Annotated in this window: 24 protein-coding genes; 21 read left to right on the forward strand and 3 right to left on the reverse strand. The window is 64.3% G+C overall.

The window, feature by feature from the left end:
- The first annotated feature begins 193 nt into the window (after positions 1-193).
- From ASD04_RS14880 to ASD04_RS14970, 18 genes are all read left to right on the forward strand, one after another.
- Complete coding sequence (locus ASD04_RS14880) at positions 194-1201, forward strand: LacI family DNA-binding transcriptional regulator (RefSeq protein WP_056258565.1); 1008 nt, start codon at positions 194-196, stop codon at positions 1199-1201.
- 172 nt (positions 1202-1373) lie between these two features.
- Entirely contained in the window at positions 1374-3053 is a 1680-nt protein-coding gene (locus ASD04_RS14885) for an ABC transporter substrate-binding protein (RefSeq protein WP_162245142.1), read from the forward strand.
- Positions 3054-3128: 75 nt separating this feature from the next.
- A complete protein-coding gene (locus ASD04_RS14890; protein ID WP_056258570.1) occupies positions 3129-4100 on the forward strand; it encodes an ABC transporter permease in 972 nt (323 codons plus the stop codon).
- 270 nt (positions 4101-4370) lie between these two features.
- Complete coding sequence (locus ASD04_RS14900; protein ID WP_082531285.1) at positions 4371-5315, forward strand: ABC transporter permease; 945 nt, start codon at positions 4371-4373, stop codon at positions 5313-5315.
- On the forward strand, positions 5305-6276 hold the full coding sequence (locus ASD04_RS14905) for an ABC transporter ATP-binding protein (protein WP_056258575.1): 972 nt from the start codon (positions 5305-5307) through the stop codon (positions 6274-6276). The genes ASD04_RS14900 and ASD04_RS14905 overlap by 11 nt, the downstream gene beginning before the upstream one ends.
- 144 nt (positions 6277-6420) lie before the next feature.
- Positions 6421-7431 (forward strand): ABC transporter ATP-binding protein, encoded by a 1011-nt coding sequence (locus ASD04_RS14910; protein ID WP_244488332.1) that lies wholly within the window; start codon positions 6421-6423, stop codon positions 7429-7431.
- Positions 7432-7601: 170 nt separating this feature from the next.
- Complete coding sequence (locus ASD04_RS14915; RefSeq protein WP_056258579.1) at positions 7602-8153, forward strand: DNA-3-methyladenine glycosylase; 552 nt, start codon at positions 7602-7604, stop codon at positions 8151-8153.
- Positions 8154-8468: 315 nt separating this feature from the next.
- Positions 8469-8786 carry a hypothetical protein gene (locus ASD04_RS14920; RefSeq protein WP_056258581.1) on the forward strand — a complete coding sequence of 106 codons (318 nt, stop codon included), beginning with the start codon at positions 8469-8471 and terminating at the stop codon, positions 8784-8786.
- Positions 8787-8951: 165 nt separating this feature from the next.
- A complete protein-coding gene (gene recQ / locus ASD04_RS14925) occupies positions 8952-10784 on the forward strand; it encodes a DNA helicase RecQ (RefSeq protein ID WP_056258583.1) in 1833 nt (610 codons plus the stop codon).
- Between the two features lie 166 nt (positions 10785-10950).
- Positions 10951-11925: a heparan-alpha-glucosaminide N-acetyltransferase gene (locus ASD04_RS14930; RefSeq protein WP_056258585.1), complete on the forward strand. Its 975-nt coding sequence runs from the start codon at positions 10951-10953 to the stop codon at positions 11923-11925.
- 172 nt (positions 11926-12097) lie between these two features.
- Positions 12098-13954: an ABC transporter ATP-binding protein gene (locus ASD04_RS14935; RefSeq protein ID WP_082531257.1), complete on the forward strand. Its 1857-nt coding sequence runs from the start codon at positions 12098-12100 to the stop codon at positions 13952-13954.
- Positions 13951-15849, forward strand: coding sequence for an ABC transporter ATP-binding protein (locus ASD04_RS14940; protein ID WP_056258587.1), 1899 nt, complete (start codon positions 13951-13953; stop codon positions 15847-15849). The genes ASD04_RS14935 and ASD04_RS14940 overlap by 4 nt, the downstream gene beginning before the upstream one ends.
- 115 nt (positions 15850-15964) lie before the next feature.
- Positions 15965-16702, forward strand: coding sequence for a TSUP family transporter (locus ASD04_RS14945; protein ID WP_056258590.1), 738 nt, complete (start codon positions 15965-15967; stop codon positions 16700-16702).
- A 35-nt stretch (positions 16703-16737) separates the two neighbouring features.
- Positions 16738-17649 carry a LysR family transcriptional regulator gene (locus ASD04_RS14950; protein ID WP_056258593.1) on the forward strand — a complete coding sequence of 304 codons (912 nt, stop codon included), beginning with the start codon at positions 16738-16740 and terminating at the stop codon, positions 17647-17649.
- 68 nt (positions 17650-17717) lie between these two features.
- Complete coding sequence (locus ASD04_RS14955; protein ID WP_056258595.1) at positions 17718-18098, forward strand: hypothetical protein; 381 nt, start codon at positions 17718-17720, stop codon at positions 18096-18098.
- 51 nt (positions 18099-18149) lie between these two features.
- Positions 18150-18635 carry a copper chaperone PCu(A)C gene (locus ASD04_RS14960; RefSeq protein ID WP_056258598.1) on the forward strand — a complete coding sequence of 162 codons (486 nt, stop codon included), beginning with the start codon at positions 18150-18152 and terminating at the stop codon, positions 18633-18635.
- Positions 18635-19225, forward strand: a complete 591-nt coding sequence (locus ASD04_RS14965) for an SCO family protein (RefSeq protein WP_056258600.1) — start codon at positions 18635-18637, stop codon at positions 19223-19225. The genes ASD04_RS14960 and ASD04_RS14965 overlap by 1 nt, the downstream gene beginning before the upstream one ends.
- Before the next feature lie 266 nt (positions 19226-19491).
- A complete protein-coding gene (locus ASD04_RS14970) occupies positions 19492-19890 on the forward strand; it encodes a VOC family protein (protein WP_056258603.1) in 399 nt (132 codons plus the stop codon).
- A 16-nt stretch (positions 19891-19906) separates the two neighbouring features.
- On the opposite strand, the gene ASD04_RS14975 is transcribed toward ASD04_RS14970, so the two are convergent.
- Genes ASD04_RS14975 through ASD04_RS14985 form a run of 3 tightly spaced genes read right to left on the reverse strand, consistent with a single transcriptional unit; the run spans position 19907 to position 23655 of the window.
- Positions 19907-21454: a hypothetical protein gene (locus ASD04_RS14975; protein ID WP_056258606.1), complete on the reverse strand. Its 1548-nt coding sequence runs from the start codon at positions 21452-21454 to the stop codon at positions 19907-19909.
- Positions 21455-21458: 4 nt separating this feature from the next.
- A complete protein-coding gene (locus ASD04_RS14980; protein ID WP_156461270.1) occupies positions 21459-22397 on the reverse strand; it encodes a DUF6384 family protein in 939 nt (312 codons plus the stop codon).
- Positions 22398-22428: 31 nt separating this feature from the next.
- Complete coding sequence (locus tag ASD04_RS14985) at positions 22429-23655, reverse strand: hypothetical protein (protein ID WP_056258612.1); 1227 nt, start codon at positions 23653-23655, stop codon at positions 22429-22431.
- 237 nt (positions 23656-23892) lie between these two features.
- Here ASD04_RS14985 and ASD04_RS14990 point away from each other — a divergent pair, with 237 nt between their 5' ends.
- The 3 genes from ASD04_RS14990 to ASD04_RS14995 all read left to right on the forward strand — a co-directional run bounded on the left by ASD04_RS14990 (position 23893) and on the right by ASD04_RS14995 (position 25795).
- Positions 23893-24357 (forward strand): SRPBCC domain-containing protein, encoded by a 465-nt coding sequence (locus tag ASD04_RS14990; RefSeq protein WP_056258616.1) that lies wholly within the window; start codon positions 23893-23895, stop codon positions 24355-24357.
- A gap of 115 nt (positions 24358-24472) precedes the next feature.
- Entirely contained in the window at positions 24473-24595 is a 123-nt protein-coding gene (locus tag ASD04_RS20015) for a hypothetical protein (RefSeq protein ID WP_280137680.1), read from the forward strand.
- A gap of 195 nt (positions 24596-24790) precedes the next feature.
- Entirely contained in the window at positions 24791-25795 is a 1005-nt protein-coding gene (locus tag ASD04_RS14995) for a BMP family ABC transporter substrate-binding protein (RefSeq protein ID WP_056258624.1), read from the forward strand.
- Positions 25796-25799: the final 4 nt, after the last annotated feature.

Here is a 25799-nt window from a genome sequence, read left to right on the forward strand (position 1 = left end):
TATACTTTCGTCGTAGACCAAAAGCGCTTTGGATCAAAATACTTAGTCCCGCCGCGATAGGGCTCGGCGGGGCGAATTTTCCCCGCGATCAAAATCTACCAAAGTCGCAAGTGGTCTTCTTGACTCCCCGCCGCAAACGATTTCACCATATGGGATCGGTCCCACAAGAGGCCGCAGGGGAGTTGAGGACGGCATGGCGACCATCGATGATGTGTCGAAACGAGCGGGCGTGTCCCGGTCGACCGTGTCCCGGGTCGTGGCCGATAACGGCTATGTCTCGGAGGAAAAACGCCGCGCCATCCAGAAGGCCATAGAAGAGCTCGGCTATCGCCCCAATACCCTGGCCCAGGCCCTGCGCTCCAATCGCTCCAACATGATCGGCGCCGTGGTGGTCGATGTGGGCACGCCCTATTTCGCCAACATGGTCTATGGCCTGCAGCGCGCCACCCGTAAGGCCGGCAAGGCGCTGATGGTGTCGTCGGGCTATGCCGACCAGGACGAGGAGGCCCGCGCCATCATCGAACTGGTCGATCGCTCCTGCGACGGCATCCTGCTCTATCTGGAACGCCCGCTGCGCGCGGACGTGGTCGAGATCATCCGCGCCGCCCATATCCCGGTGGTGATGATCGGCCGCATGGGCTGCGAGGTTGCCCGCGGCTCGGTGCAGCTCGACAATTTCGGCGGCGCCCGCGATGCGGTGGGCTTCCTGCTCGACCACGGCCACCGCAAGATCGTCCATTTGTCCGGCCAGGCTGATTTCGGCGATACCGCCGCCCGCCTCGAGGGCATTGCCGAGGCACTCGCGGCCCACGGCATGAGCATGGCCGATATCAAGGTGGTCAACGGCGAGTTCAGCCAGGAATTCGGCTATTCGGCCACCATGGCCCTGCTCGATGAAGGCCATGATTTCACCGCCATCTTTGCCGGCGACGACGATATGGCGGCCGGTGTGCTGCTGGCCCTGCGCCATGCCGGCAAGTCGGTGCCCTTGGACGTGTCGGTCATCGGCTTCGACGATGCCTTTCACGCGCGCCACCTGTGGCCCCCGCTCACCACTATCAGGCAGCCGGTCGACGAGATCGGCGAGACTGCGGCAAACCTGCTGCTCAAGCTCTTGGGCGAGCCCGGCTCGGCCATGCTGCAGACCACTATCGGGACCTCGCTGGTCGTGCGCGACAGCGTCGGTCCCGCCAGGCCTTAGCGAAAGGAGGCGAGGGAGGAGGGACGACCGTCTGGCCGGTTGGCGCAGGAGACGCCGGCACGAGGAGGCGAGACGACTATCGTTGGCAACGGCAGCGCCGCGGCCGCACAGGGAGTTTATGGGATCGATCTCACATGGGAGTGTGGGCGACCCGCCAAAGGAGGAAAAGACCTTGCATAAGATCGGACTATTGACCGTGCTGGCCGGCGCCTTGCTGACCACCAGCGCCATCGTGCCGGCCGTCGGGCAGGAAGAGGTGATATTGCGCCTCTTGCCCTATCACACCGATGCCATGGTAGAGAATTTCAACCCCAACAATCCCACCGGCCCACAGCAGCGCACGCGCGACTTTACCTATGAGCCGCTGTGGATCGAAAATGTCTGGAACCCCGAAGCCGACGTTCCGGGCCTGGCCATGTCCTACGAGATCGCCGAGGACCTCAAGAGCGTCACCTGGAAACTGCGTCCCGACACCAAGTGGAGCGACGGCGAGGCTTTCAACGCCGACGACGTGGTGTTCACCTTCAACTACGCCAAGGCGCACCCCGATTACCCCATGGGCATCGACGTCTATAGCGAGGAAACCGGCACCGGCAACGTCGTCAGCGCCGAGAAGATCGACGACCTGACCGTCCGCTTCAACCTGCACGAACCGGACTCGCTGGCGCGCTACGGCCAGGGCCAGATTTATCCGCTGCCCGAGCATATCTGGAGCAGCGTCGACGATCCCAAGAACTTCGCCAATACCACGCCCGTCGCCACCGGCCCGTGGACCGAAGTGCGCAATTTCTCGCGCAGCGGCTATGAAGTCTGCCGCAATACCCTCAGCCACTACAATGCCGATAACAAGATCGACTGCCTGAGCTTCCCACAGATGAACGGCAACGAGCAGACCGTCGCGGCGCTCTCTGCCGGCGATCTGGACTGGCTGGGCGATGGCCTCACCGACCCGGACATCACTTTCCTGCCGCAGTCCGAATTCAACAATTACTGGCTGCCCGCCGGTTCGGACGTGAACCTGCAGCTCAACACCACCAAGGCGCCATTCAACAATCTCGAATTCCGCAAGGCCATGTCGGTCGCCATCGATCGCGATACGCTGGTGGATATCTCAACCTTTGGCCTCACCACGCATACGCGCTTCCCCATCGGCACCGGCGAGATGTTCAACACCTGGTACGACGAAGCCGCGCTTCAGCCTTATGAATGGCTGATGCAGTACACCCCCGAAAAGGCCGTGGAACTGCTCGATGCCGCCGGCTTCGTCGACAAGGACGGCGACGGCTGGCGCGACAATCCCGACGGCTCGCCGATTTCCTTCGGCATCTCCATGCCGTCGGGCTGGACCGACTGGGTCAATACCGGCCAGACCGTCGCGGAAAACCTCCAGGATGTCGGCATCAATGCCAGCCTCAAGACCATGGATGAAGGCGCCTGGTTCGATGGCGTGCCGCAGGGCAATTTCGACGTCTATGTCATGTGGACCAATGGCGGCGCGACGCCGTTCAGCCAGTACCAGCCGATGTTCAACCCGCGCCAGATGGTGCCCGGCCAGATCGACTTCCAGGCCATGCACCAGCTGGTAATCCCTGGCATCGAAGAGGCACTGGACAAGTTCCGCAGCACCTCCGATCGTGATGCGCAGCTCGCCGATATCGGCGAAGTCCACAAGCTCGTGGCCGAGAACGTGCCGGTCATCTCGCTGTTCGCCAACCCGACCTGGTACGAATATTCCACCCGCCACTTCACCGGCTGGGTGACCGAAGACGATCCGCGTTACCGTCCGCAGGTGCATGACGGCACCCGTGAGCGCGTGCTGCATGCCCTGAGCCTGCAGCCGGTGGCCGAGTAAACCTCCCGCGAAGGCCGGCGGACCGGGTCACTCGGCCCGCCGGCAGTTGCCTTTCGTCGAGGGAAAGGAGACGGCATGATCTTCCTGCTGAGGCGGCTAGCCTTCTACATCGGTGCCTTCTTCCTGGCGGTCACCTTCAATTTTTTCATCCCGCGGCTGATGCCCGGCGATCCGTCGGCGCGCATCATCGCCTCCTTCCAGGGCCGTCTCAACGAGGCCCAGGTCGAGGCCATCCGCAAGTCCTATGGCTTTACCGGCTCGCTCTGGGAGCAATATGTCACCTATGTCGGCTCGATCATGCGGCTCGATTTCGGCATCTCGACCGTGCAGTTTCCCGAGCCGACGGCCTCGCTGCTATTCTATGCCGCCACCTGGACGCTGGTGCTGGTCGGGCTGGCGATCTTCTTCGCCTTCACCATCGGCAGCTTCATGGGCATCCACGCCGCCTGGCATCGCGGCGGCTTCTTCGACAGCTTCTTCACCCCCATCAACGTGATGCTCAACGCCTTCACCCCGGCCATCGTGGCCTTGCTGCTATTCTATGCCTTCTCCCTGCAATTGCAGTGGTTTCCGCTGGGGCGGGCGCATAGCACCTCGATCATGCCGGCCTTTTCCGTCGAGTTCATCGGCAGCGTGCTCTACCACGCCACCCTGCCGGTCATGTCCATCTTCCTTGTCAGCTTCGGCGGCTGGCACCTGGGCATGCGCAACGTGATGATCAACCTGCTCAATGAGGATTTCGTCATCCTCGCCAAAGCCAAGGGATTATCCGACCGCCGCGTGCGCTATCGCTATGTCGCCCGCAACGCCATCCTGCCGCAGATCACCGCTCTGGCCCTCTCCATCGGTTTCCTGCTCGGCGGCGCGCTGGTGACCGAGCAGGTGTTCAACTATCCGGGCCTCGGCAAATTCACCTTCACCGCCATCGGCTCGCGCGACTATTCCTTCATCCAGGGGCAGTTGCTGCTGCTCACCGCCTCCGTGCTGGTGGCAAACCTGCTGTCCGACATCGCCAATGTCATCCTCGATCCCCGGCTCAGGACATGAGGGGCAAGATGAGTATTGTGGCCCCCATGACCTCCCTTATTCCTCTCCCCGTCGGGGAGAGGTGGCTCGGGGAAGCCGAGTCGGTGAGGGGGAATCGCGCCACGTCCACAGCGTCCCCCTCATCCGGCGCTGCGCGCCACCTTCTCCCCGACGGGGAGAAGAACAGCAGGAGCCGCACCTATGGCTGAACTTACACAATCCATGCCACTGGGCATCTCCCGCCCCATCCCCACGGTGACCGATAACCCGCCGCCGACCCAGGCCGAATTGATGGCCGAACTCGGCCTCAAATCGCGACCCGGCTGGACCAGCCGCCTGCCGCCCGGCCTTGCCGCCTTCGTCACCAATGGCAAGGGCATGGTCGGCGTCGTCATCCTGCTGGCGCTGATCCTCACCGCTTTGTTCGCGCCGCTGCTGACCAGCTACGATCCCAATCGACGCGCCGGCAAGCCCCATGTCCAGCCCGGCTATGAGCACGTCCTGGGCACCACCCGCATGGGCAAGGACGCTTTTACCCAGCTGGTCTATGGCGGCCGTGTCAGCCTGACCGTCGGCATCGGCGCCGGTCTCGCCGCGGCGATGATCGGCCTGGCGCTCGGCATTTCGGCCGGCTATTTCGGTGGCCGCACCGACGACATCATCACCTTCTTCGTCAATGTGGTGCTGGTCCTGCCGGGCCTGCCGCTCATCATCGTCATCGCCACCATGGTCGAAACCGCCGGGCCACCCGTCATCGGCCTGGTGCTGGCGTTGACCGGCTGGGGTTGGGCCGCCCGGACCATAAGAACGCAGACCCTGGCCCTCCGCGCCCGCGAATTCGTGCTGGCGGCCGAGCTGATGGGCGAAAAGAAATGGCGCATCATCCTCATCGAGATTTTCCCCAACATGCTCAGCTTCGTCATGGGCGGCTTCGTGTTGGGCACCATCGCCGCCATCCTGGCCGAAGCGGCGCTTGAATTCATCGGCCTGGGCGATCCCAATTCGGTTACGTGGGGCACTATGCTCTATTGGGCGCAAAAGAACCTCGCATTGCAGAGCGGCGCCTGGTGGGAGATCTGGCCGCCCTGCATCGCCATCATGCTCACCGGCGCGGCCCTCGTCTTGATCAACTTTGCGGTCGACGAAATTACCAATCCGCAGCTCAAGGCGAGCCGCAAGATTGGCCGGATCAGGCGCTTCCTCAGCCGCCGTGGAAGGAGCGCCGATGTCTTCTGACCGGGTTTTGCTGGAGGTCCGCAACCTCACCGTCGACTATGTGGGCGACAATTCCATCGCCCGCGCCGTCAACGGCATCGACTTCGATATCCGCGAGGGGGAGGCCTTTGGCCTCGCCGGCGAAAGCGGCTGCGGCAAGTCCACCGTCGCCTTCGCCCTGGCCCGCCTGACCCGCCTGCCGGGCCTGGTCTCGGGCGGCTCGGTACGCTTCGGCGGCGAGGAAGTCCTGCAGTTCGAAAAGGCCCGCCTCAAGGCCTATCGCTGGCGCGAAGTGAGCTTCGTCTTCCAGTCCGCCATGAACGCGCTCAATCCGGTGATCCCGGTTTCCGAGCAGATCATGGACGTCATCGAGACGCACAATCCCGAACTGGGTGAAAAGGGCGCCCGCGCCCGGGCCGTCGAAATGTTCGAGCTGGTCGGCATCCCGCCGCAGCGGCTCGACGATTTTCCCCATCAATTCTCCGGCGGCATGCGCCAGCGCATCTGCATCGCCATTGCTCTGGCGCTCAATCCGCGCCTCATCATCATGGACGAGCCGACCACCGCGCTCGACGTGGTGGTGCAACGCGACATCATCGAGCAGATCGTCGAACTCAAGAGCCGCCTCGGCTTTTCGGTCCTGTTCATCACCCACGATCTGGGCCTGATGATCGAATTCTGCGACCGCATCGGCGTCATGTATTCCGGCGAATTGGTGGAAGTGGCCCCCGCCAGTTCGATCCTCACCAATCCGCAACACCCCTATACGCGCGCCCTCGGCAGCAGCTTCCCGCCATTGACCGGCCCGCGTCAGCGCCTCGAGGGCATTGCCGGCTCCCCGCCCGATCTGCGGGCGCTGCCGCAAGGCTGCCGCTTCTCGCCCCGCTGCCCCCACGCCATGGCGGTGTGCTCTGAAACCGCGCCCGAACTGCGCTTCTACCCCCAGCATGAAAGCGAGGCGGCATGTCACTTGCTGAACTAGACCTTTCTCACCTCTCCCTCTGGGGGAGAGGTCGGCCCGAAGGGCCGGGTGAGGGGGCCTTCCTCCGCACATCAAGACAAGGCCCCCTCACCCGCCTTGCTGCGCAAGTCGACCTCTCCCCCAAGGGAGAGGTGGGAGGCTCACATGTCTCTCACTGAACTTGAACACGCCCCGATCACGCCGGACACCGGCCGCGCCGTCATAGAAATGGACAGCGTCGACAAGGACTTCATCCTCGGCGGCACCTTCTTCAACCAGACCGTGTTGCGGGCGCTGTCGGGGGTTTCTCTCAAGCTGGTCAGCGGCCGTGCGCTGGCGCTGGTGGGCGAGTCCGGTTCGGGCAAGTCCACCTGCGCCCGCATGCTGGCCCGCGTCTATACGCCAACGCGCGGCAGCATCACCTTCGAAGGCGAGGATATCACCAAATTCTCCGGCAAGCGACTGGCCCAGTATCGCGCCGATGTGCAGATGGTATTCCAGGATCCGTTCGGTTCGCTCAATCCCACCCAGACCATCGGCTACCACCTCGAGCGCCCGCTGCGCCTGCACCGCCCCGACCTCCAGGGCAAGGCCGTGCAGCAGGAAATGCTGGCGCTGCTCGATCGTGTCGGCCTGCGCCCCGCCGCCGATTATCTCAAGCGCCGCCCGCATGAACTCTCCGGCGGCCAGCGCCAGCGCGTCGCCATTGCCCGCGCCCTTTCCGTGCAGCCGGTCGTGCTGCTGGCGGACGAGCCGACCTCCATGCTCGATGTCTCGGTGCGGCTGGGCATTCTCAACCTGCTCGAAGACATGAAGGTGCAGCGCCAGCTCGCCGCGCTCTACATCACCCACGACATCGCCACCGCCCGCTACTTCGCCGAAGATACCGCCGTGCTCTATGCCGGCCATCTGGTGGAGCAGGGTCCGAGCGAGGAAATCACCGAGCGGCCGCAGCATCCCTATACGCAACTGCTGATCGAAGCCGTGCCCAACCCTGCCCGCAAGATTTCGACCACCCGCACCCGCCGGGCCGTGGATATCCCCCTCTGGACCGCCCAGAGCAAAGGCTGCCCCTTCGTCTCCCGCTGCCCGCGCGTGACCGCGATCTGCAAGGAGGTCATGCCCGCGCCAACGGCGGTCGGGCCGGCGCATATGGTGCGGTGTCATCATATCTAGCGTCGGGATCATCCGCCTGCGCGATGTCATTCCGGCAAAGGCCGGAATCCATCCTGAGATGACTGGCCCGGCAGTGGACGTGGGAAACGCTCGGGATGGATCCCGGCCTTCGCCGGGATGACATCGTGGATAGTTGACGGCATCGAGCAGGATGGGCTCAAACCGCTGTCATGACCCTCCCCCCCGCCTTCTTCGCCCGCCCCGCCCCCGATGTCGCCCGCGACCTCATCGGCATGACGCTGCTGGTCGACGGCGTCGGCGGTCCCGTGGTCGAGGTCGAAGCCTATGACCCCACGGACCCGGCCTCGCACAGCTTCAACGGCCCGACGCCCCGCAATTCGGCCATGTTCGGCCCGCCGGGCCATGCCTATGTCTACAAGATTTACGGCATCCACTGGTGCCTCAACTTCGTCTGCCAACCCGGCAGCGCCGTGCTGATCCGCGCGCTCGAACCGGCCCATGGCGTCCATCTCATGCAGGAGCGCCGCGGCGGTCTCCCCGATCGCCAGCTCTGCTCCGGTCCCGGCAAGCTCTGCCAGGCCTTGGGGATCACCATCGCCCACAATGCCCTGCCGCTTGACGCCGCCCCGTTCGACCTGCTGCCGGCCGACCGGAGCCACGATATCGCCACCGGCCCGCGCATCGGCATCACCAAGGGCGTCGAAACCCCCTGGCGCTTCGTCCGCCGCGGCTCCCCCTTCCTCAGCAAACCGCTGCGCTGAATCTTCACCTCTCCCTTTGGGGGAGAGGTCGGCGCGCAGTGCCGGGTGAGGGGGCCTTTAATGGGTGCGGTGTTTGGGGAAGGCCCCCTCACTCGACCCAAGAGGGTCGACCTCTCCCCCAAAGGGAGAGGTAAGGAAGAAGAGGGAACCATCCTCCGCCTCAAGCGCTTCCTCTTCCAGAGGCCGGCCCGCGTCAACCGGACATGGTGGTATAGGGAACGAAGCGGTTTTTCCGGTTTCCCGCTTCGGCCAACGCAGTGGCAGCCGAGCCCTTGTCCCACCCGTGCCGGCCTTGTCCGCATAAGGAGACGAGCCATGCCCCAGGGTGACAAATCCGCCTATACCGACAAGCAGAAGCGCAAGGCCGAACATATCGAGGAAGGCTACGAGGATCGCGGCGTGTCCCACGCGGAGGCCGAACGCCGCGCCTGGGCCACCGTCAACAAGGATGATGGCGGCGGCAAGAAATCCGGCTCCGGCCGTGGCAAGCATACCGGCCATCCCGCCGCCCACAAGGGCGGTGAAAAGGGCGGCGAGGCTTCCGCCAGCCGCTCCGCGGCGGAACGCTCTGCGTCGGCCAAGAAGGCCGCTGCCACCCGCAAGCGCAATGCCGAGCACCACGCGCACCACTAGGAGGGGCCATCGCCGCCTTCACCCGTTCGGTCGCGGGCAACTTTGCCGACATGCTTTTCCGGCGGCGGGATCGTCGGTGGATAGCGCGACGGCGTGATTTCTGCCGCCTTGCGGCTCACCCCGCCCCTGTGATCCAAGGGCGGGGTGAGCACTGTTGAATCGGGCATGGATCTGTTTGACGCGGGGCCGCGCGTAGTCTCGCGCGATCCGCTCGCCGTGCTGCGCGATGTCTTCGGCCACAAGAGCTTCCGCGGCCAGCAGAATGACGTGGTCGATCATGTGGTGGGCGGCGGCGATGCGGTCGTGCTGTTTCCCACCGGCGCCGGCAAGTCCATGTGCTACCAGATTCCGGCCATCTGCCGGCCGGGCGTCGGTATTGTCATTTCCCCGCTCATCGCATTGATGCGCGATCAGGTCGAGGCGCTGAAGCAGGCCGGCGTTGCTGCGGCGGCGCTCAATTCATCGCTGAATGCCGAAGAATCCGCCGAGGTCCGCCGCAAGCTGCGCAACGGCCAGCTCGACCTGCTCTATGTCGCGCCCGAGCGCGTGGCGACGCCGGGCTTTGCCAATATGCTGTCGGGCATCGACGTCGCGCTCTTTGCCATCGATGAGGCTCATTGCGTGAGCCAGTGGGGCCACGATTTCCGCCCGGAATATCGCGAACTGATCCATCTGGTCGAACTCTTCCCCGGCGTACCGCGCGTCGCGCTGACCGCCACGGCCGATCCCACCACGCGCGAAGACATCATCGAGCGGCTGGGGCTCGAACAGGCGCAGGTGTTCACGTCAAGCTTCGACCGGCCCAACATCTCCTATTCGATTCTCGAGCGCGACAAGCCGCGCGAGCAGCTGCTGGCCTTCCTCGCCGCGCACAAAGGCAACTCCGGCATCGTCTATTGCCTCTCCCGCGCCAAGGTCGAGGACACGGCCGCGTGGCTCTCGGGCAAGGGCATTCCGGCTCTGCCCTATCATGCCGGCCTCAGCGCCGAACGGCGCAGCGCCAACCAGGATGCTTTCCTCAAGGAAGAAAATATCTGCATGGTGGCCACGGTCGCCTTCGGCATGGGCATCGACAAGCCCGATGTGCGCTATGTCGCCCATATGGACCTGCCGGCCTCCATCGAGGCCTATTACCAGGAAACCGGCCGCGCCGGCCGCGACGGCCAGCCCGCCGATGCCTGGATGAGCTATGGCATGGCCGATGTGGTGCAGCGCCGCCGCATGATCGACGAGGGCAATGCTCCCGATGAGGTCAAGCGCCTGGAGCACGGCAAGCTCAATGCCCTGCTCGGCGTCTGCGAAACCGCCGAATGCCGGCGCAAGGCCATCCTCAGCCACTTCGGCGAGGCCCATGCAGGCAATTGCGGCAATTGCGACACCTGCCGCTCCCCGGTGGAAACCTGGGATGGCACCGAGGCCGCCATCAAGGCTTTGGCCGCCATCTATCGCACCGGCATGCGCTTCGGCGCCGCCCATGTCATCGACGTGCTGATGGGCAAGGAAACCGAAAAGGTCGAGCGTTTCGGCCACCAGCACCAGAAAGTGTTCGGGCAGGGCGCCGATCTCGATCCCAAGGTCTGGCAATCGGTCATCCGGCAGTTGACGGCCATGGGCCTCATCGTCGTCGATCACGCCAATCACGGCGCGCTGACGCTGGGCGAGGGAGCCCATGCCGTGTTCAAGCACGAGCGCATGGTGACCCTGCGCAAGGACCGGCCGAAAAAATCCATCGAGGTCCGCCGCGCACTGGCCCGCGCTGCCAGCGTGCCCGAGCATGCCCTGCCGCTCTTCGAGGCCCTGCGCGAGGAACGCACCCGCCTCGCCAAGGCCCAGGGCGTACCGCCCTATGTCATCTTCCACGATGCGACCCTGCGCGCCATGGCGCTGGCCCGGCCCACCCATCCGCACGACATGCTGAACCTCCCCGGCGTCGGCCAGGCCAAGCTCGACCGCTATGGCGAGGACTTTTTGGCTGTGGTGCGCAGGATGGTGGGGTGATGAAACGGGACAACCCCCTCACCCGTCTCGGCCTTCGGCCGATCCACCCTCTCCCCGATGGGGAGAGGAATAAGAAGGTGCCACGCCTATTCTTCTCCCCGTCGGGGAGAAGGTGGCGCGCAGCGCCGGATGAGGGGGATTTGGGAGTTAGCGAGGAAGCCTTCCCTTGATAGACACACTCCGTCCCCGCTTCGCCATCGTCGATATCGCCCGCGGCGTCGCCATCATCGCCATGGTGGCCTATCACCTGTGCTGGGACCTGAGCTATTTCCGCTTCATTGCCGCCGATGTCGGCTATGACCCGCAATGGGTGCTGATTGCCCGCTCCATTCTCGCGGTTTTCCTGTTCCTTGTCGGCGTCGGCCTCGTGCTTGGCCACGGCAACGGCATCCGCTGGTCCAGTTTCTGGCGCCGCTGGCTCTTCGTGCTGGCCGGCGCCATCATCATCACCGTGGCGACCTATGTCGTCTTCCCGCAGAGTTTCGTTTACTTCGGCGTGCTGCATGCCATCGCGCTGTTCAGCCTCATGGGCCTGGCTTTCGTGCGCACCCCGCTCTGGCTGGCCATCGTGGTTGCCGCCGTCGTCATCGCCCTGCCATTCTTCCATTCCGATCCGCTGTTCAACCAGAAAGCCTGGTCCTGGCTCGGCTTCTGGCAGGTGCCGCCGCCGACCAATGATCTGGTGCCGGTATTCCCCTGGTTCGGCGCCGTCTTGCTCGGCATCATCGCCACGCGCTTCGTCCTCGCCTCGGGTCTGGCGCCCCGCCTCGCCGCCATAGCCCCCACCGGCCGCCTGCCGCGCCTGCTCGCCTTGCTCGGCCGCTGGAGCCTGCTGGTCTACCTGCTGCACCAGCCCATCCTGCTCGGGCTGGTCTATCCCGCCGCCGCGATTCTCCAACCGCAACTGGCCATGCGCGACGCCGATTTCCTGCGCTCGTGCCAATCCACCTGCGAAGCAGGAGGCACGCCGGCCGCTATGTGCGTCACCTATTGCCAATGCGGGCTCGCCGGAGTCGAGAGCAACGACCTCTGGAACGCGATCCAGACCGGCATGGTCTCGGCCGCCGAACAGGCTCTGCTCGATGCACAGAACCGGCAATGTTCCGCTGTGATCTATCCCGAGCTGAATTTGGCTCAATGAGCCCATCGGTTGCATTAGAACGTTAATATTTGCGGTTTTTGCGCAAAATCGATCTTGAATGGCAGTGCGAATGAGCGTTGATTGATCACTGCGAGTTGATTTGTCCGAGCTTCGGCTAAGGTTCCTCCCCGCCCGTTCGGACCCACACATATATTGAAGTCTGGATACTTCCTTGACCACCGACAAGGCTGGCCGCGTCCATTCACGCGGCGATGCTCGGGCTCACGTGGCCGCCGCTCACGCCGGCAAGGGGCGTGGGCCGCTGACGCGAATTGCCCTTTACTCCCTCCGCCACCCCTGGCAGGCGGCCGCCGCGATCGGCGCCACCATCGTCGCCTCGGTGCTGCAATTGCTGATCCCGCGGCTATTGGGCCATGCGGTCGATCAGGCCCAGGATATTCTGGGCAGCGGCCAGGCCGGTGCGGAACAGGCTCTGTTCTGGAGCGCCATGACCCTGCTCGGCGTCTCGGTGGCGCGCGGCTTCTTCACCCTGGTCCAGAACTACTATTCGGAATCGGTGGGCCATCATGTCGGCTACGAATTGCGGCTGGCCTTCTACGACAAGGTGCAGCGCCTATCCTATTCCTACCATGATAAGGTCCATACCGGCGACCTCATCACCATAGGCCTGCTCGATCTCGATGGCCTGCGCATGTTCTTCTCGACCGGCCTGGTGCGCACCATCCTGCTGGCCGTGCTGATCGGGGTCGGCGCTTATATGCTGCTCACCACCGATATGCTGCTGGGCCTCCTGGCGCTGAGCTTCGTGCCCTTTGTCGCCTGGCGCTCCTCGGTGGCCCAGCTCACTTTGCGCGCCACCTGGCTGGTGCTGCAGAAGAAGCTCTCGGCCCTGAGCCGCGTCATGGAAGAAAACCTGGGCGGCATCCGCGTGGTGCGCGCCTTTTCGGGGCAGGACTTCGAGCTGGCCAAGTTCGACGTGGCCAGCAAGGAGGCGCTGGAGCTTTCCCATCAGCGCGTACATGTGCGCGTGCGCAATACCAGCGCCATGACCTTTTCCTTCTTCGCCGCCATGGGACTGGTGCTCTGGTTCGGCGGCAACAAGGTCATTGCCGGCGAGATGAGCGTCGGCACGCTGGCGAGCTTCCTCACCTTCATGACCATCCTGCAGATGCCGGTGCGCCAGCTTGGGCTGATGGTCAATTCCTATGCCCGCGCCGCCACCTGCGGCGAGCGCTTCTACGACTTCCTCGACCAGCCTCTGGCCATCGAGGATGCGCCGGGCGTGCCCGAGCTCAAGATCAGCGAAGGCACGTTGCGCTTCGAGGATGTGCGCTTCACCTATGATGGTGCCACCCACTCCACGCTCAATGGCGTGAGCTTCGAGGCCCGCGCCGGCCAGACCATCGGCATTGTCGGCGCGCCGGGCAGCGGCAAGTCGACCCTCGCCCACCTCATCCCGCGCTTCTACGACGTCAGCGGCGGCCGCATCACCATCGATGGGCAGGATGTGAGCAAGGTGTCGCTGCAATCCCTGCGCCGCGCCGTGGCCGTGGTGCAGCAGGACAGTTTCCTCTTCACCACCACCATCGAGAACAACATCGCCTATGGCGATCCGTGGTCCAAGGAAACCAAGATCGAAAAGGCCGCCGAAAGCGCGCAACTGCACAATTACATCATGGGCCTGCCCGCCGACTACGATACGGTGGTGGGCGAGCGCGGCGTGTCGCTTTCGGGCGGCCAGCGCCAGCGCCTCTCCATCGCCCGCAGCCTCGTGCTGAAGCCTGCGGTGATGGTGTTCGACGACTCCACCGCCGCCATCGACGCCGGCACCGAGCACCGCATCCGCAGCGCCATCAAGCGCTATGCCAGGGACCGGGTGACGCTGGTCATCAGCCATCGCCTGAGTTCGCTCCTGCATGCCGACACCATCCTCTTCCTCGAAGGCGGCAAGATCGTCGAGCAGGGCAGCCACGAGGAATTGCTGGCCATGGGCGGTCGCTATCGCGCGCTCTACGACCTGCAGACCCGCCCCACCGAAGATATCGAAATCGGGAGCGCCGCCCAATGAGCGCCATCGAAGAAGACGACCGCGAAGTCGCCGCCTTTCCGGGCCAGCGCCCGCCGCGCGCCAGCGTCGGCAGTCACCGCATCGAAGAAGAAATCTTCGGCAAGGCCTATGATCCCCACACGGTGCGGCGCATCTGGGCCTTCGTGCGTCCCTACCAGGCCAAGATTTACCTCTCGGTTGCCGCGGTGCTGGTGTTTACCGCCACCCAGCTCGCCATCCCGCTGATCATCGGCCGCGCCATCGACAGCGGCATGACCCAGGGCGGCAATTCGACCAATCTGCTCTGGGCGGTGGGCGCCTTCGCCTTCGCCGTGCTGGTCAATTATGCCGCCTCCTGGGTGCAGGAAAGCCAGGTGGGGCAGGTGGCCGAAAACGTGCTGTTCGACATGCGCCGCGCCATGTTTGCCCAGCTCCAGCGCGTTTCCCTGAGCTTCATGGACAAGACCGAGGTCGGCCGCCTGATGAGCCGGCTGCAGGGCGACGTCAATTCCATGCAGGAATTCCTCGAAACCTCGGTGATCTCGGTCGGCGACCTGGTGCTGCTGTTCGGCATCGTCTTCGTGCTGCTGACCCTCGACTTCCGGTTGGGCCTGCTCACGCTCAGCACCATGCCGGTGCTGTTCATCGTGCGCATCTTCTGGCTGCCGCCGGCCAAGCGCGCCTTCTGGGCGGCGCATGAAACCAATTCGATCACCGCCGGCGCCATGGCCGAGGGCATCAACGGCGTGCGCACCGTGCAGAATCTCGATCGCCAGAAGGTCAATTTCGACCTCTATGACGACAAGGCCTACAACAACCTGCAGACCCAGCTGACCGGTTCGCGCTTTGCCCAGGTCATGGTGCCCATCGTCGATAGCCTCACCGGCATCGCCATGGCCATCGTGGTCGTCGTGGGTGGCTCGCTGGTGCTCAATGGAAGCCTGGAGATCGGCGTCATCGTCGCCTTCATCTTCTACATCCAGCGCTTCTTCGACCCGATCCGCTCGCTGACCATGCAATATTCCATCATGCAGCGCGCCATGACCTCGGGCCGCCGCATTACCGAAGTGCTCGATATCCCGGCCTCGATCAACGACAAGCCCGATGCCATCGCGCTGACGCGGGACATGGATGGCTCGGTCGAGTTCAAGGACGTGGTCTTCGGCTATGCTGCCGACCGCCCGGTGCTGCGCAATGTCAGCTTCAAGGTCAATCCCGGCGAGACGGTCGCTCTCGTCGGCCCCACCGGCTCGGGCAAGACCAGCGCCATGTCGCTGGTCCACCGTTTCTACGAGGTGCAGTCCGGCGCCGTGCTGGTCGGCGGTCACGACGTGCGCGATATCACCCAGGAAAGCCTTGGCGAGCAGGTCGCCATGGTGCTGCAGGAGCCGTTCCTGTTCACCGGCAGCGTCTTCGACAATATCCGCTACAACAAGGCCTCGGCCACCCGCGAGGATGTGATCGCCGCCGCCAAGGCCGTCGGCGCGCATGATTTCATCACCCGCCTGCCGGGCGGCTATGACGGCATGCTGGAGCAGCGCGGCTCCAACCTGTCCCTTGGCCAGCGCCAGCTGCTGAGCTTCGCCCGGGCGCTGGTCGCCGATGCCAAGATCCTCGTGCTCGACGAGGCCACGGCCAATATCGACAGCTACACCGAGCGGCAAATCCAGAAGGCGCTGCTGACCCTGCTCGAAGGCCGCACCGGCATGGTCATCGCCCACCGCCTCGCCACGATCCGCGGCGCCGACCGCATCATCGTGCTGCAGAATGGCGAACTGATCGAGACCGGCAACCACGACCAGCTCATGGAAAAGAACGGCCTCTACGCCAAGCTCTACAACATGAATTATGCCAGCTTCGACGACATCCCCGACGAACTGGTGGCCCAGGTCAATGCAAAGGCCGCGAATACGTAAGTCCGGTGGGGTGGGCCACACGCGCAAACGCCCCTTCGGCACCCCCTCTTGCCGCATCCGTCATGGCGCAAATCGAGCGCCGGGCGCATGACAACAGGGTGTTGGGGATCGGGTCATGACTCTTTCGATTACCGCCGCCCTCCTGGTGGCGGTGTTCTTCACCTCCATGCTGTCGGGCATCTTCGGCATGGCGGGCGGACTGGTGCTGCTGGGCATCCTGCTGCTGATCCTGCCGGTCGGCACCGCCATTGCGGTGCAGGGCGCCATCCAGATTATCGCCAACGGCTCGCGCGCCTGGTTCTCGCGCGCTTTCATTGATTGGCGCGTGCTGTCGATCATGGCCATGGGCCTGCTCGCCGCCGCCGCTCTGCTGTTCAGCCTGCGTTACGTGCCCGATCTGGCCACGGTCTGCATCACCATCGGCCTCCTGCCCATCCTGCTGTGGATTCCACAATCCTGGCTGTCGCTCGATGCCAGCAAGCCGCATCATGCCTTCATCTGCGGTTTTCTGGGTGGCGGCGTCAATCTGGCCGTGGGCGTCGCCGGCCCCACCGTCGACATGTTCTTCATCCGCACGCCCATGGACCGGCGCACTATCATCGCCACCAAGGCGGCGGCACAGGTGATCAACCATGTCGGCAAGGTGCTGTTCTACTGGAATGCGACCATGGTGCTGACCGGCTGGGAATGGGGCGCCGTGGCGCTGGCGGCCCCTTTTGCCGTGCTCGGCACCAGCGCGGGCTATTGGGTGCTGCAGCGCCTCACCGATGCCAATTTCAAATCCTGGACGCGGCTGCTGGTCACCGCCATCGGTATTTACTACCTGATGCGCGGCCTGAGCTTGCTGATCTGACGCCGATGAGTATGGTGCCGGTTCAGGGAGACGACATGGCACCATTCGACAGCGTCACGGCGCGCCTCATCCTTCTGCTGGCCGAAACCGGCTCCATCGGCCGCGCGGCCGAGCGCGAGGGTATTGCCTCTTCGGCGGTCAGCCGGCGCGTATCGGACCTTGAAAGCCGGCTGGGCGTCGTGCTGTTCGACCGATCGGCGCATGGCGTCAAGCTGACCTCTGCGGGCGAGGCCTATGCCCAGGGCTGCCGAACCGTGCTGCGCGCCATTGCCGATCTCGATGCGGTGATGTCCGATTTCGGCAGCGGCTTGCGCGGCAGTCTCAGGCTCGCCTGCACCAGCTCGGCCCTGACTGGCCGGCTGCCGGAACTGCTGGCGCGCTATGCGGCCAAGCATGATGGCATCGCCCTCGATATCCAGGAGATGGGCGCCGCCAAGGCGCTGCTGGCGCTGGACGAGGGCAGGGCGGATATCGCCATCGTCTCCGACAACTACGATTTCACCCGCTTCGAGATCAAGGCCTTCGAGGATGACCGCGTCTGGGTGCTGGTGCCGCCCGATCACCCGCTCGCCGCCGCGATCGAACCGCGCCGGGATATCGGTTTCGATACGGTGATCGACTATCCCATCGTCGGCATCCATCAGGCGGGTTCGCTCGACCGGCTGCTGGGCGAGGCGGCCAGGAAGGCCGGCAAGCCGTTGGTCGAAAGCGTGCGCGTCGAGAGCTTCCCGGCTTTGGTCCGCATGGTCGAGGCCGGCTTCGGCATCGGCTTCCTGCGCTCCACCAGTCTCCATTTGCTGGCCGGCACGGACCTGGTCTGCGCGCCCCTGGCCGAGCCCTGGGCGCTGCGCCAATTGCTGGTGGCGCGCCGCAAGACCTCGCCCCTGTCGGCGGCGATGAAGAGCTTCATCGCCCTGTGCAGCGAAACTTATGCGCCAAGCGTGTAGCCGGGTATAATCTCGTTGCGACACTTGATCCCTTTCCCCTTTCCGCCCGCCGTCCTATGAGTAGCCGCATGCACCAGACACGCACCATGAGCAGGGAGATCGGGACGGCTCTTGCCGTGCTGGCCATCTATCTGCTGACGGTGCTGGCGCCGATGCACCATGCCCGCGCCAGCCAACTGGCCTTCGAGGAACTGGGCTTTGCCACCACGGAAGCGAGCTGGGTGCTCTGCACGCCATCAGGTGCCGATGGCCAGGACAACGACGTCCTCGTCGCCAAATGCCCCGCCGCCGGCATCGGCAAGACCGACCTTGTCCTGCCCGTGCTCGATGCCATGCCGGTACGCCATGACATCGCTCTGGCGGCGCAGCGATCCACGACGCTTCCTGCTTTCCTGCCGCGCGCCGTAGCGCCATCAGGCGGCCCGCGCGGGCCTCCGGTTTCGGTCTGAACCACCGGCCTTTGGCCGTCCAGACCCATTCAAATCACCGGAAATATCATCATGATCCGTCTGCTTCGCGCTGCTTTTGCGGCTGCCATCCTCCTCGTCACCCCCGCTTTCGCCCATAATGGCGTCACCCATCTGGGGCCGATCAACATCTCGCTGCCCTTCACCCGCGCCACCCTGCCTAATGCGCCGGTCGCCGGGGGCTTTCTCACCATCGAGAATACCGGCACCGAGCCCGACCGCCTGGTCTCGGTCAGCTCCGACATTGCCGGCGAAACCCAGATCCATGAAATGGCCATGCAGGGCGATGTCATGAAGATGCGCCAGCTTGCCGACGGGCTCGAAATTCCGGCCGGCGAGACCGTTGTGCTCGCCCCCGGCGGCTTCCACATCATGTTCATGGGCCTCAAGCAGACCCTGGTCGAAGGCGAAAGTGTCACCGTGACCCTGACCTTCGAAAAGGCCGGCACGGTCGAAATCCTGCTGCCGGTCGAGGCCGCGGCCGCCGATGCGCCGACGGCCATGGAGCATGCACACTGATGGCCCTTCGCACCATCCGTACCTGGCTCTGGGTGGCGGTGGTCGCGCTGGCGCTGACGGGGGGCACCGCGGCCTTCCTGCTGCGCCAGTCGCCGCCCGCCAGCGGCTTCGGCGTCGCCGATTTCGACCTCGTCGACCAGAACGGCAACCCGGTCGACGAGACCGTCTTTGTCGGCCATCCCTCAGCACTGTTCTTCGGCTTCACCCATTGCCCCGAAGTCTGCCCCACCACCATGGCCGAGATGAGCGCCTGGTTCGACGCCTTGGGCGATGAGGGGGCGGACCTCCGCGCCTGGTTCGTCAGCATCGACCCCGAACGCGATACGCCCCAGGTGCTGGGCGATTATGTGAGCTGGGTCAGCGACCGCATCACCGGCATTACCGGCGCGCCCGACCAGATCGATCGCCTGGCCGATGCCTGGGGCGTGTTCCATGAAAAGGTGCCGCTCGAGGGCGGCGGCTACACCATGGACCACACCGCCTCGGTCTTCCTGCTCGATGCCAAGGGCCAGTTCCAGGGCACCATCGCCTATCGCGAGGACATGGCGACGGCGCTTGGCAAGCTGCGCAACCTTTTGGCCAAGTCCTGACGCACAAGCCCGATCCGAATAAGTTCGGGTCGGGCAGTTTGAGCACATGATCGATCCGCGGCGCTGTCCGATATCTGGGACATGGGCATCAAGGTCCACCAAATCGGCGGCCAGCGGATTTCGGTCTACTACGAGTAAAACTGCCTCCCAGCCACGTCGTCATTCCCGCGAAAGCGGGAATCTCCCTCTGTGAGGCCTGAAGAGGGATTCCCGCTTTCGCGGGAATGACGCGGTGGCTAGTCTAACGGGAACAACAGGAGCCGCCCATGAAGCCGTCGATTTCCATCATTACCATCGGCGTCGACGATCTGGAGCGGGCCTTCGCCTTCTATCGGGCCCTGTTCGACATTGCCGACGAGCAGATCGGGGCAGGGGACGACCATGTGGCCTTCTTCTTTCCCGACGACTTTTCCTTCGTCCTCTTCCCGCGCGAACAGATCGCCCAGACCGCGGGCAAGGATGTCGCCGTCGCCGGCACGCCCGGCTTCGTGCTGAGCCATCAGGCCACGAGTCCCGCCGAGGTCGACGACATCCTGCGCAAGGTGCTGCTGGCCGGCGGCGCCATCATTACCGAAGGCACCCAGTCTGAATGGGGTTACTCTGCCTATTTCGAGGATAGCGAAGGCAATGTCTGGGAACTGATGGCCCAGCCGCCGGCGAATTGAGGGCATGACACTACCCCTAAAACCCGCCGCCCGTCTTGAAGCCGGAATGTTTGCGCGTACCCACCGAGCCGGTGCGCGGGCGCGAAAATCCGCCCCCGCCTGAACCGCCGCCCCAGCCCCCGCCGAAACCGCCCTTGCTCTTGGTCTTGCCGCTGCCCCCGCCGCCAAAGCTGGAATCGGGCCAGTTGAACGTGCTGCCGCCGGCATCAGGCCAGGGCGAATTGGAGCGCGAACGGCCATTATTGGGCAGGCCCACACCGCCCCCCCAGTCCGAGGTGCCGGCGCTCCAGTTCTGGCTGCGCCGCCACTGGTCCCAATAGGACGCGGCCGAAATGCCGCCGCGCAGGAAGTCGTTGAGCACGTCGCCCACCAGCTTGTCGTCGCGGAAGGTCGAGCGCGGATCGTCGAACCGCTGCTTCTTGAATTCCCACTGGATGTCTTCCAGCTCGCGCCGCCGCGCCGCCAGGGTCTTGAGCCGCTCGTTCTGCTCGCGCGTCTCGTTTTCCTCTTCCTTGGCCCGGGCCCGCGCGTCGTCGATCTGCGCGACGATGGTGTCGTCCTGGCCGGTGCGGGTGCGGCGGGCCTCGGCCAGCAGGGTCTGGATATCCTCGCGGCCCAGCGCCCTCGCCAGTTCCGACAGCGCGCCCTCGAAGGCCGGATTGCCGCCCTGCGACAGCTGCCCCAGCGATTTGGCGGCCTCGTCGCGCCGGTCTTCCGTGGCAACGATCTGGGCATCCAGCGTGTCGATCCTGTGCTGCGCCGCTTCCATGGCGTCGCGCATCGGCTTGCCGCCGGCATTGTCGATAGCCGCCGTTTCCAGCGCATCGACTTCGGCTTCGGCCGCCTTGGCATTCTCGATCTGCCGCTCGGCATGCTCGCGCAGCCGCAGCGGAATTTCGTTCAGCATGGCGAAGTTCGGCCGCGCCTTCTGGAAGCCCACCAGGTTGGCCACCAGGCTGTCGAGATAGCGGAACAGATTGTTGGCGCGGTAGCTGGCCGTGCCGTAACCGGCTTCCCACAGATACATGAACAGCGGATCGTCGCGATAGGGCTTGCCCTTCTGCTCGCGGTCCGTCTCGGCCTGTTCGGTCTTGCGCATCGATTGCGCCGCTATATCGGCCAGCTCGGTCGCCCGGCTGCGCTTGGCGGCAAATTCGGGATCGCGGGCAATGCTGGCGCCGAGCTTGGCGCCCAGTGCCTTGAGCTCGGCCTGGTGCCCTTCGAAGTTCTTGAGCGCCTCGGCCCGATCGGTCGTGAGCCCGGCCAAAGCCGCGTCGATATCGGCAATCTCCTTTTCGGCCTTGCTCAGGTCCTTGGCATGGGTCTTGAGCAGGTCCCGGGCCTTGCTCTCTGCTGTCGAGATGGCGCCGTCCAGTTCCCCCTGCAAGGCCGGGTCGAGCCGCAACTGCGCCAGCTGGCGGAACAGTTCGGCCTCGTTCTCGCGAATCTTGCCCAGCTTTTCGGCGGAGCGCGCCAGGCGGCGGGAGATTTCCTCCTCTTCGCGCCTTATATCGCGCATGGCGTCGTCGAGACTCGCCAGTGCTTCGGGTCCACGAATGCTCATTGCCCTACCACCGCGTCACTGCGCCGCCGAGAACCGGCATGTTGTATTCGACATCGAGGAACCCGTCCGCCTTGCGCCCGACCTCGTTGATTTCGATGATGCCATCGTCGCTCTTGTCGGCGGCGACCCCGTCATAGACCGCCTCGGGCACGCGCAGGCCCCAGATGTCCACGATTTCGGTTTCCCCGTTTTCTTCGTTGAGGATGGGCAGGCTCAGCGCCTTGCCGTCCGCGTCCAGCGCCTCGACCACGATATAGTAGTTGGTGGCGGCAGTGTTGACCTCGGGGATGGTCCAGAAGCCGGAACGCACATCCGACCGGTTGACCACACGCAGGGTATATTCCTGGCGCAACTGGTCGCGCAGGGCAGTCAGCTGCGCCACCGCTTCCTCGGCCGCCGCGCGGTTGCCCTCGGCGGCAAAGGTCTTGCCGCGGGTGCGCAGGGCTTCGGCATCGAGCACCGCCTGCTGCACCTTGGTTTCCTCGAAAATGGTCTGGTAGAGCGCATCCATCTGCGCCGGCAAGCCCTCGGCCAGCTCGATCCGAGCCGCCTCGGCGACCCCGTTCTGGTAAGGCTGCCAGACCCCGAAATAACCCACACCCAGCACCAGCAGCGCGATCAGCGCCGCGCCGACCGGCTTGCCCCAGCGTTTGCGGCCCACATAGAGCCGGGCCATCGTCGTCCCGAAGCCCGGCTTGGGCGGATCGTAGACGAAGCGGCTTTCCTGCAGGGCCGCCACGCCTTCCTTGAGGATGTGGTCGGGCACCTCGATGCCCTGCTGATGATAGATGTCGCGCAGCTTGTCGATGAGCTGGCGCTCCTTGGCATCGGTGCCAAGTTCGCGCACGGCCAAATCCTGCCGGTGACGGAGCGTGTCGACCACATCCATCGCCAGCATGACTTCATCCAGGGGCGCAGCGGGTTTCGCTGTCACGTCACTCATTGTTGGCGTTCACCCGTGGTCCGTTCGCCTCTCAGTTTCTGGTTTCGAGCAGCAGCGCGTTGCCGTCTGCCGCAAGGGCGGCCAGCCGCCGCTTGCCGTCTTCCACCGCGTCGCGGATTTCGGCGGAGTTCTTGGTCGAGGCCACGCGCATCTCGTTGATGATGGTGCGGCTCTTCTCCTGGAAATTGACCACCGAGTCGACCAGCTTCTTGACCGCATCGGCGCGCACTGTCGGCCCATAGCCGGCCTTGACGGCTTCTTCCTGCACCTTGTCGCCGATTTCGGAGAGGGTTTCGAGGCTCTTGCTCATCCCTTCCTTCATGGCGTTGAGCGTTTCGGTCGATTCATGCAACCCGAACATGCCGGTGAACGAGGCGCTGAGCGCGGTGAGCACGGTCTCGTTGGTCGAGAAGAACGAGATCGACTGCTGATAGACGCGCTCCTTGGCATTGGTCGTCTGCATCAGCCGCGCCATCACCACTTCCGACGTATTGTAGGAGATAGTGAGATTGTCCGAGAGGTCCTTGGCGATCTGGTAGCGCTTTTCCTCGTTCTGCATTTCGCGCAGCTTTTCGTCGCGATCCATTTCGAGCCGCGCCCGGTCGGCCGGCACTGTTCCGGCGTAGCCGGCGACGGCGGCCGAAGCCTCTTCCAGGATGGTTTTCTTCTCGCCCAGCCGCTTCTCGGCCGTCTGCAACACTTCGAGCGCCATCACTTCGGACTGTTTCAGCGCGCCGCGGAAATCGCGATAGGCTTCCAGGATCGTCTGCTCGCGGTCGATCTGGTCCTTGGTGTCCCTGGTGACCTCAAGATAGGTGTCGCGGATCTTGTTGAATCGGGTGGCGATGTCGCCACGGCTCACCTTCATCCAGACATTGGAAGCGCGCTCCAGCATGTCGAGCTTGTTGTCGGCCAGTTGGTCGACCATGCCCTTGGCGTCGTCGCGGATGGAATCAAACCCCTTGGTGATGTCCTCGTAGCGCTCGCCGATCTTCATGGCGGCAATCTGCTCGCGCACCACCTCGTTGAAGGCGCTGGCCTGGCTCAGCGTCCGGCCGATCAGCAGCACGCGGGTTTCGTCGAGTTCGGTGATCTGGCTGAGCAGGCCCGTGATCGGCTGCTCGCCTTGCTGCTCGGGCCACACACCCAGGTCGCGGATGGCGTTGACCGCCTTGTCCAGGTACTGCAGCGGCTTTTCTGCCAGGACGGCAACAGGACTTGCCTTGGTCTCGGTTGCAGTGGTCGCTTCATTGGCCATTGTTCGCTCCCCGTAATCTCGCGCCGTGCGGCTGAATGCGCAGTACACGTCTATAGATTGCTGCTGCCCGGCCCCCTGACAATTGCAAGGCGACGCGGCTGCAACTATTTAGACCATATTGGTGCGAAAAAGCCGCACGTAAAGAGCGGGAAGGCACGCAATGGCTGGCACTTGTTTTACGGCGCATCGCGGCGGTATTGCGGCAGGGGCTCTGTCCCGCCGGCCCGGTGGCCGCTGATGGATTTCGGTGGTCGCTATCGCATCGCCGCGCCACGCCCTGCCGTCTGGGCTGCGCTCAACGACACCGCCATGCTCAAGGCCGCAATTCCAGGCTGCCACCGCATCGAATGGGCGGGCGAAACCGCGCTCGATCTCGAAATCAAGGTCAATCTCGGCGTCGTCCATCCTGTGTTCAAGGGCGACCTGACCCTGTCCGGCCTCGTGCCGGCGGAGCGCTATACGCTCTCGGGAAAAGGCAAGGGGGGCCTCCTCGGACTGGCCGAGGGCGCCGCCGATATCGTGCTGGCGGACGACGGCGACGAGACGCTTCTGGTCTTCACCGCCCATGGCGGCGCCTCCGGCCAGATCATGCGGCTAGGCAAGGCCATCATCGGCAATTCCGCCCAGAAGGTGATCGACGGCTTCTTCGAGCGCTTCGGCGACGCGATGGGGGCCGGGGTGACCCCGCTGCCGTCCGGCTAGGCCGACCACAACCTTTCCCTAACCATGCCCCGATTTGCCCTTAAAACATCACAATCGGATGTGGCTTGATGGGCTAAGCAATGCCGGACTTACCTCCAGTTTGAAGCAAATTGTCATGACCGGCCGCACACGCGACACCATTGCCCTTTTTTCCATCGCCTCGCTGGCCATTCTGGCCGTGCTTTATGCCGATGCCGACCTCGGCCAGTTGTTCCACGCCATCCTGGCGCGCTGGTGAGCGGACGCCCAGGCGATGGGCAATGTGCTGCCGCCACCCTGAGCGCTGCGGCCAAAATTTGACCATTCGGAAAAATATCGGCGATTCCCTCTTGCAGGCGTCCCATTTGCACGATTTTATCGGCTGTTAGCGCACGGAGATTGTCCGTCGGAGCCTCATGCCGGCGCTCATGTGCGAGACAGGGAGACGAACTCAATGAAACTTTCTTTCCTCACCAAGGCCATTGCTGGCGGCGTCGCGCTGAGCGCGATCCTTACCGGTGCCGCCTTTGCCGATCCCGCCGTGATCTACGATTTGGGCGGCAAGTTCGACAAGTCGTTCAACGAAGCGGCCTATAACGGCGCCGAAGCCTGGAAGGCCGCCACGGGCGGCACCTATCTCGATCTTGAGCTGCAGAACGATGCCCAGCGCGAACAGGCCCTGCGCCGCTTTGCTGGCCAGGGTGCCAACCCGATCGTGATGGCCGGCTTCTCCTGGACCGCTGCGCTGACCACCGTCGCTCCGGAATTCCCCGATATCAACTTCGTGGTGATCGACACCGTCGTCGATGCGCCCAACGTGCAGTCGATCATTTTCGATGAGCATACCGGCTCGTTCCTCGTCGGCGCCCTGGCAGCGCTCAAGTCCGAAACCGGCACTGTCGGCTTCGTGGGCGGCATGGACGTTCCGCTGATCCACAAGTTCTATTGCGGCTACGCCCAGGGCGCCAAGGCCGTGAACCCCGACATCAAGCTGATCGAAAACTACACCGGCACCACTCCGGCTGCCTGGAACGATCCGGTCACCGCCGGTGAGCTCACCAAGGCCGCCATCGATGCCGGCGCCGACGTGATCTTCGCCGCCGCTGGCGGTTCGGGCCTCGGCGTGCTGCAGGCCGCCAAGGATGCCGGCAAGTTCTCCATCGGCGTTGACTCCAACCAGAACTACCTGCAGCCCGGCTCGGTGCTGACCTCGATGCTCAAGCGTGTCGATGTTGCCGTGCAGAACGCTCTGACCGAAGCTGGCGACGACGCCACCTTCAAGCCGGGCCTGACCGTTCTCGGCCTTGCCGAGGAAGGCGTCGGCTATGCCCTCGACGACAACAACGCTTCGCTCATCACCGATGACATGAAGGCCAAGGTGGACGAGCTGTCGGCCCAGATCCAGTCTGGCGCCATCACCGTCCACGACTACACCACCGACTCGACCTGCCCGCTCTAAGCGA

The sequence above is a fragment of the Devosia sp. Root436 genome, from assembly GCF_001426345.1.
Classification (GTDB): domain Bacteria; phylum Pseudomonadota; class Alphaproteobacteria; order Rhizobiales; family Devosiaceae; genus Devosia.

Coding starts and splice junctions, on each gene's coding strand:
- ASD04_RS14880 (WP_056258565.1), top strand. CDS start 194: ATGGCGACCATCGATGATGTGTCGAAACGAGCGGGCGTGTCCCGGTCG.
- ASD04_RS14890 (WP_056258570.1), top strand. CDS start 3,129: ATGATCTTCCTGCTGAGGCGGCTAGCCTTCTACATCGGTGCCTTCTTC.
- ASD04_RS14900 (WP_082531285.1), top strand. CDS start 4,371: ATGGCCGAACTCGGCCTCAAATCGCGACCCGGCTGGACCAGCCGCCTG.
- ASD04_RS14905 (WP_056258575.1), top strand. CDS start 5,305: ATGTCTTCTGACCGGGTTTTGCTGGAGGTCCGCAACCTCACCGTCGAC.
- ASD04_RS14910 (WP_244488332.1), top strand. CDS start 6,421: ATGTCTCTCACTGAACTTGAACACGCCCCGATCACGCCGGACACCGGC.
- ASD04_RS14915 (WP_056258579.1), top strand. CDS start 7,602: ATGACCCTCCCCCCCGCCTTCTTCGCCCGCCCCGCCCCCGATGTCGCC.
- ASD04_RS14920 (WP_056258581.1), top strand. CDS start 8,469: ATGCCCCAGGGTGACAAATCCGCCTATACCGACAAGCAGAAGCGCAAG.
- recQ (WP_056258583.1), top strand. CDS start 8,952: ATGGATCTGTTTGACGCGGGGCCGCGCGTAGTCTCGCGCGATCCGCTC.
- ASD04_RS14940 (WP_056258587.1), top strand. CDS start 13,951: ATGAGCGCCATCGAAGAAGACGACCGCGAAGTCGCCGCCTTTCCGGGC.
- ASD04_RS14945 (WP_056258590.1), top strand. CDS start 15,965: ATGACTCTTTCGATTACCGCCGCCCTCCTGGTGGCGGTGTTCTTCACC.
- ASD04_RS14950 (WP_056258593.1), top strand. CDS start 16,738: ATGGCACCATTCGACAGCGTCACGGCGCGCCTCATCCTTCTGCTGGCC.
- ASD04_RS14955 (WP_056258595.1), top strand. CDS start 17,718: ATGCACCAGACACGCACCATGAGCAGGGAGATCGGGACGGCTCTTGCC.
- ASD04_RS14960 (WP_056258598.1), top strand. CDS start 18,150: ATGATCCGTCTGCTTCGCGCTGCTTTTGCGGCTGCCATCCTCCTCGTC.
- ASD04_RS14965 (WP_056258600.1), top strand. CDS start 18,635: ATGGCCCTTCGCACCATCCGTACCTGGCTCTGGGTGGCGGTGGTCGCG.
- ASD04_RS14970 (WP_056258603.1), top strand. CDS start 19,492: ATGAAGCCGTCGATTTCCATCATTACCATCGGCGTCGACGATCTGGAG.
- ASD04_RS14975 (WP_056258606.1), bottom strand. CDS start 21,454: ATGAGCATTCGTGGACCCGAAGCACTGGCGAGTCTCGACGACGCCATG.
- ASD04_RS14980 (WP_156461270.1), bottom strand. CDS start 22,397: ATGAGTGACGTGACAGCGAAACCCGCTGCGCCCCTGGATGAAGTCATG.
- ASD04_RS14985 (WP_056258612.1), bottom strand. CDS start 23,655: ATGGCCAATGAAGCGACCACTGCAACCGAGACCAAGGCAAGTCCTGTT.
- ASD04_RS14990 (WP_056258616.1), top strand. CDS start 23,893: ATGGATTTCGGTGGTCGCTATCGCATCGCCGCGCCACGCCCTGCCGTC.
- ASD04_RS20015 (WP_280137680.1), top strand. CDS start 24,473: ATGACCGGCCGCACACGCGACACCATTGCCCTTTTTTCCATCGCCTCG.
- ASD04_RS14995 (WP_056258624.1), top strand. CDS start 24,791: ATGAAACTTTCTTTCCTCACCAAGGCCATTGCTGGCGGCGTCGCGCTG.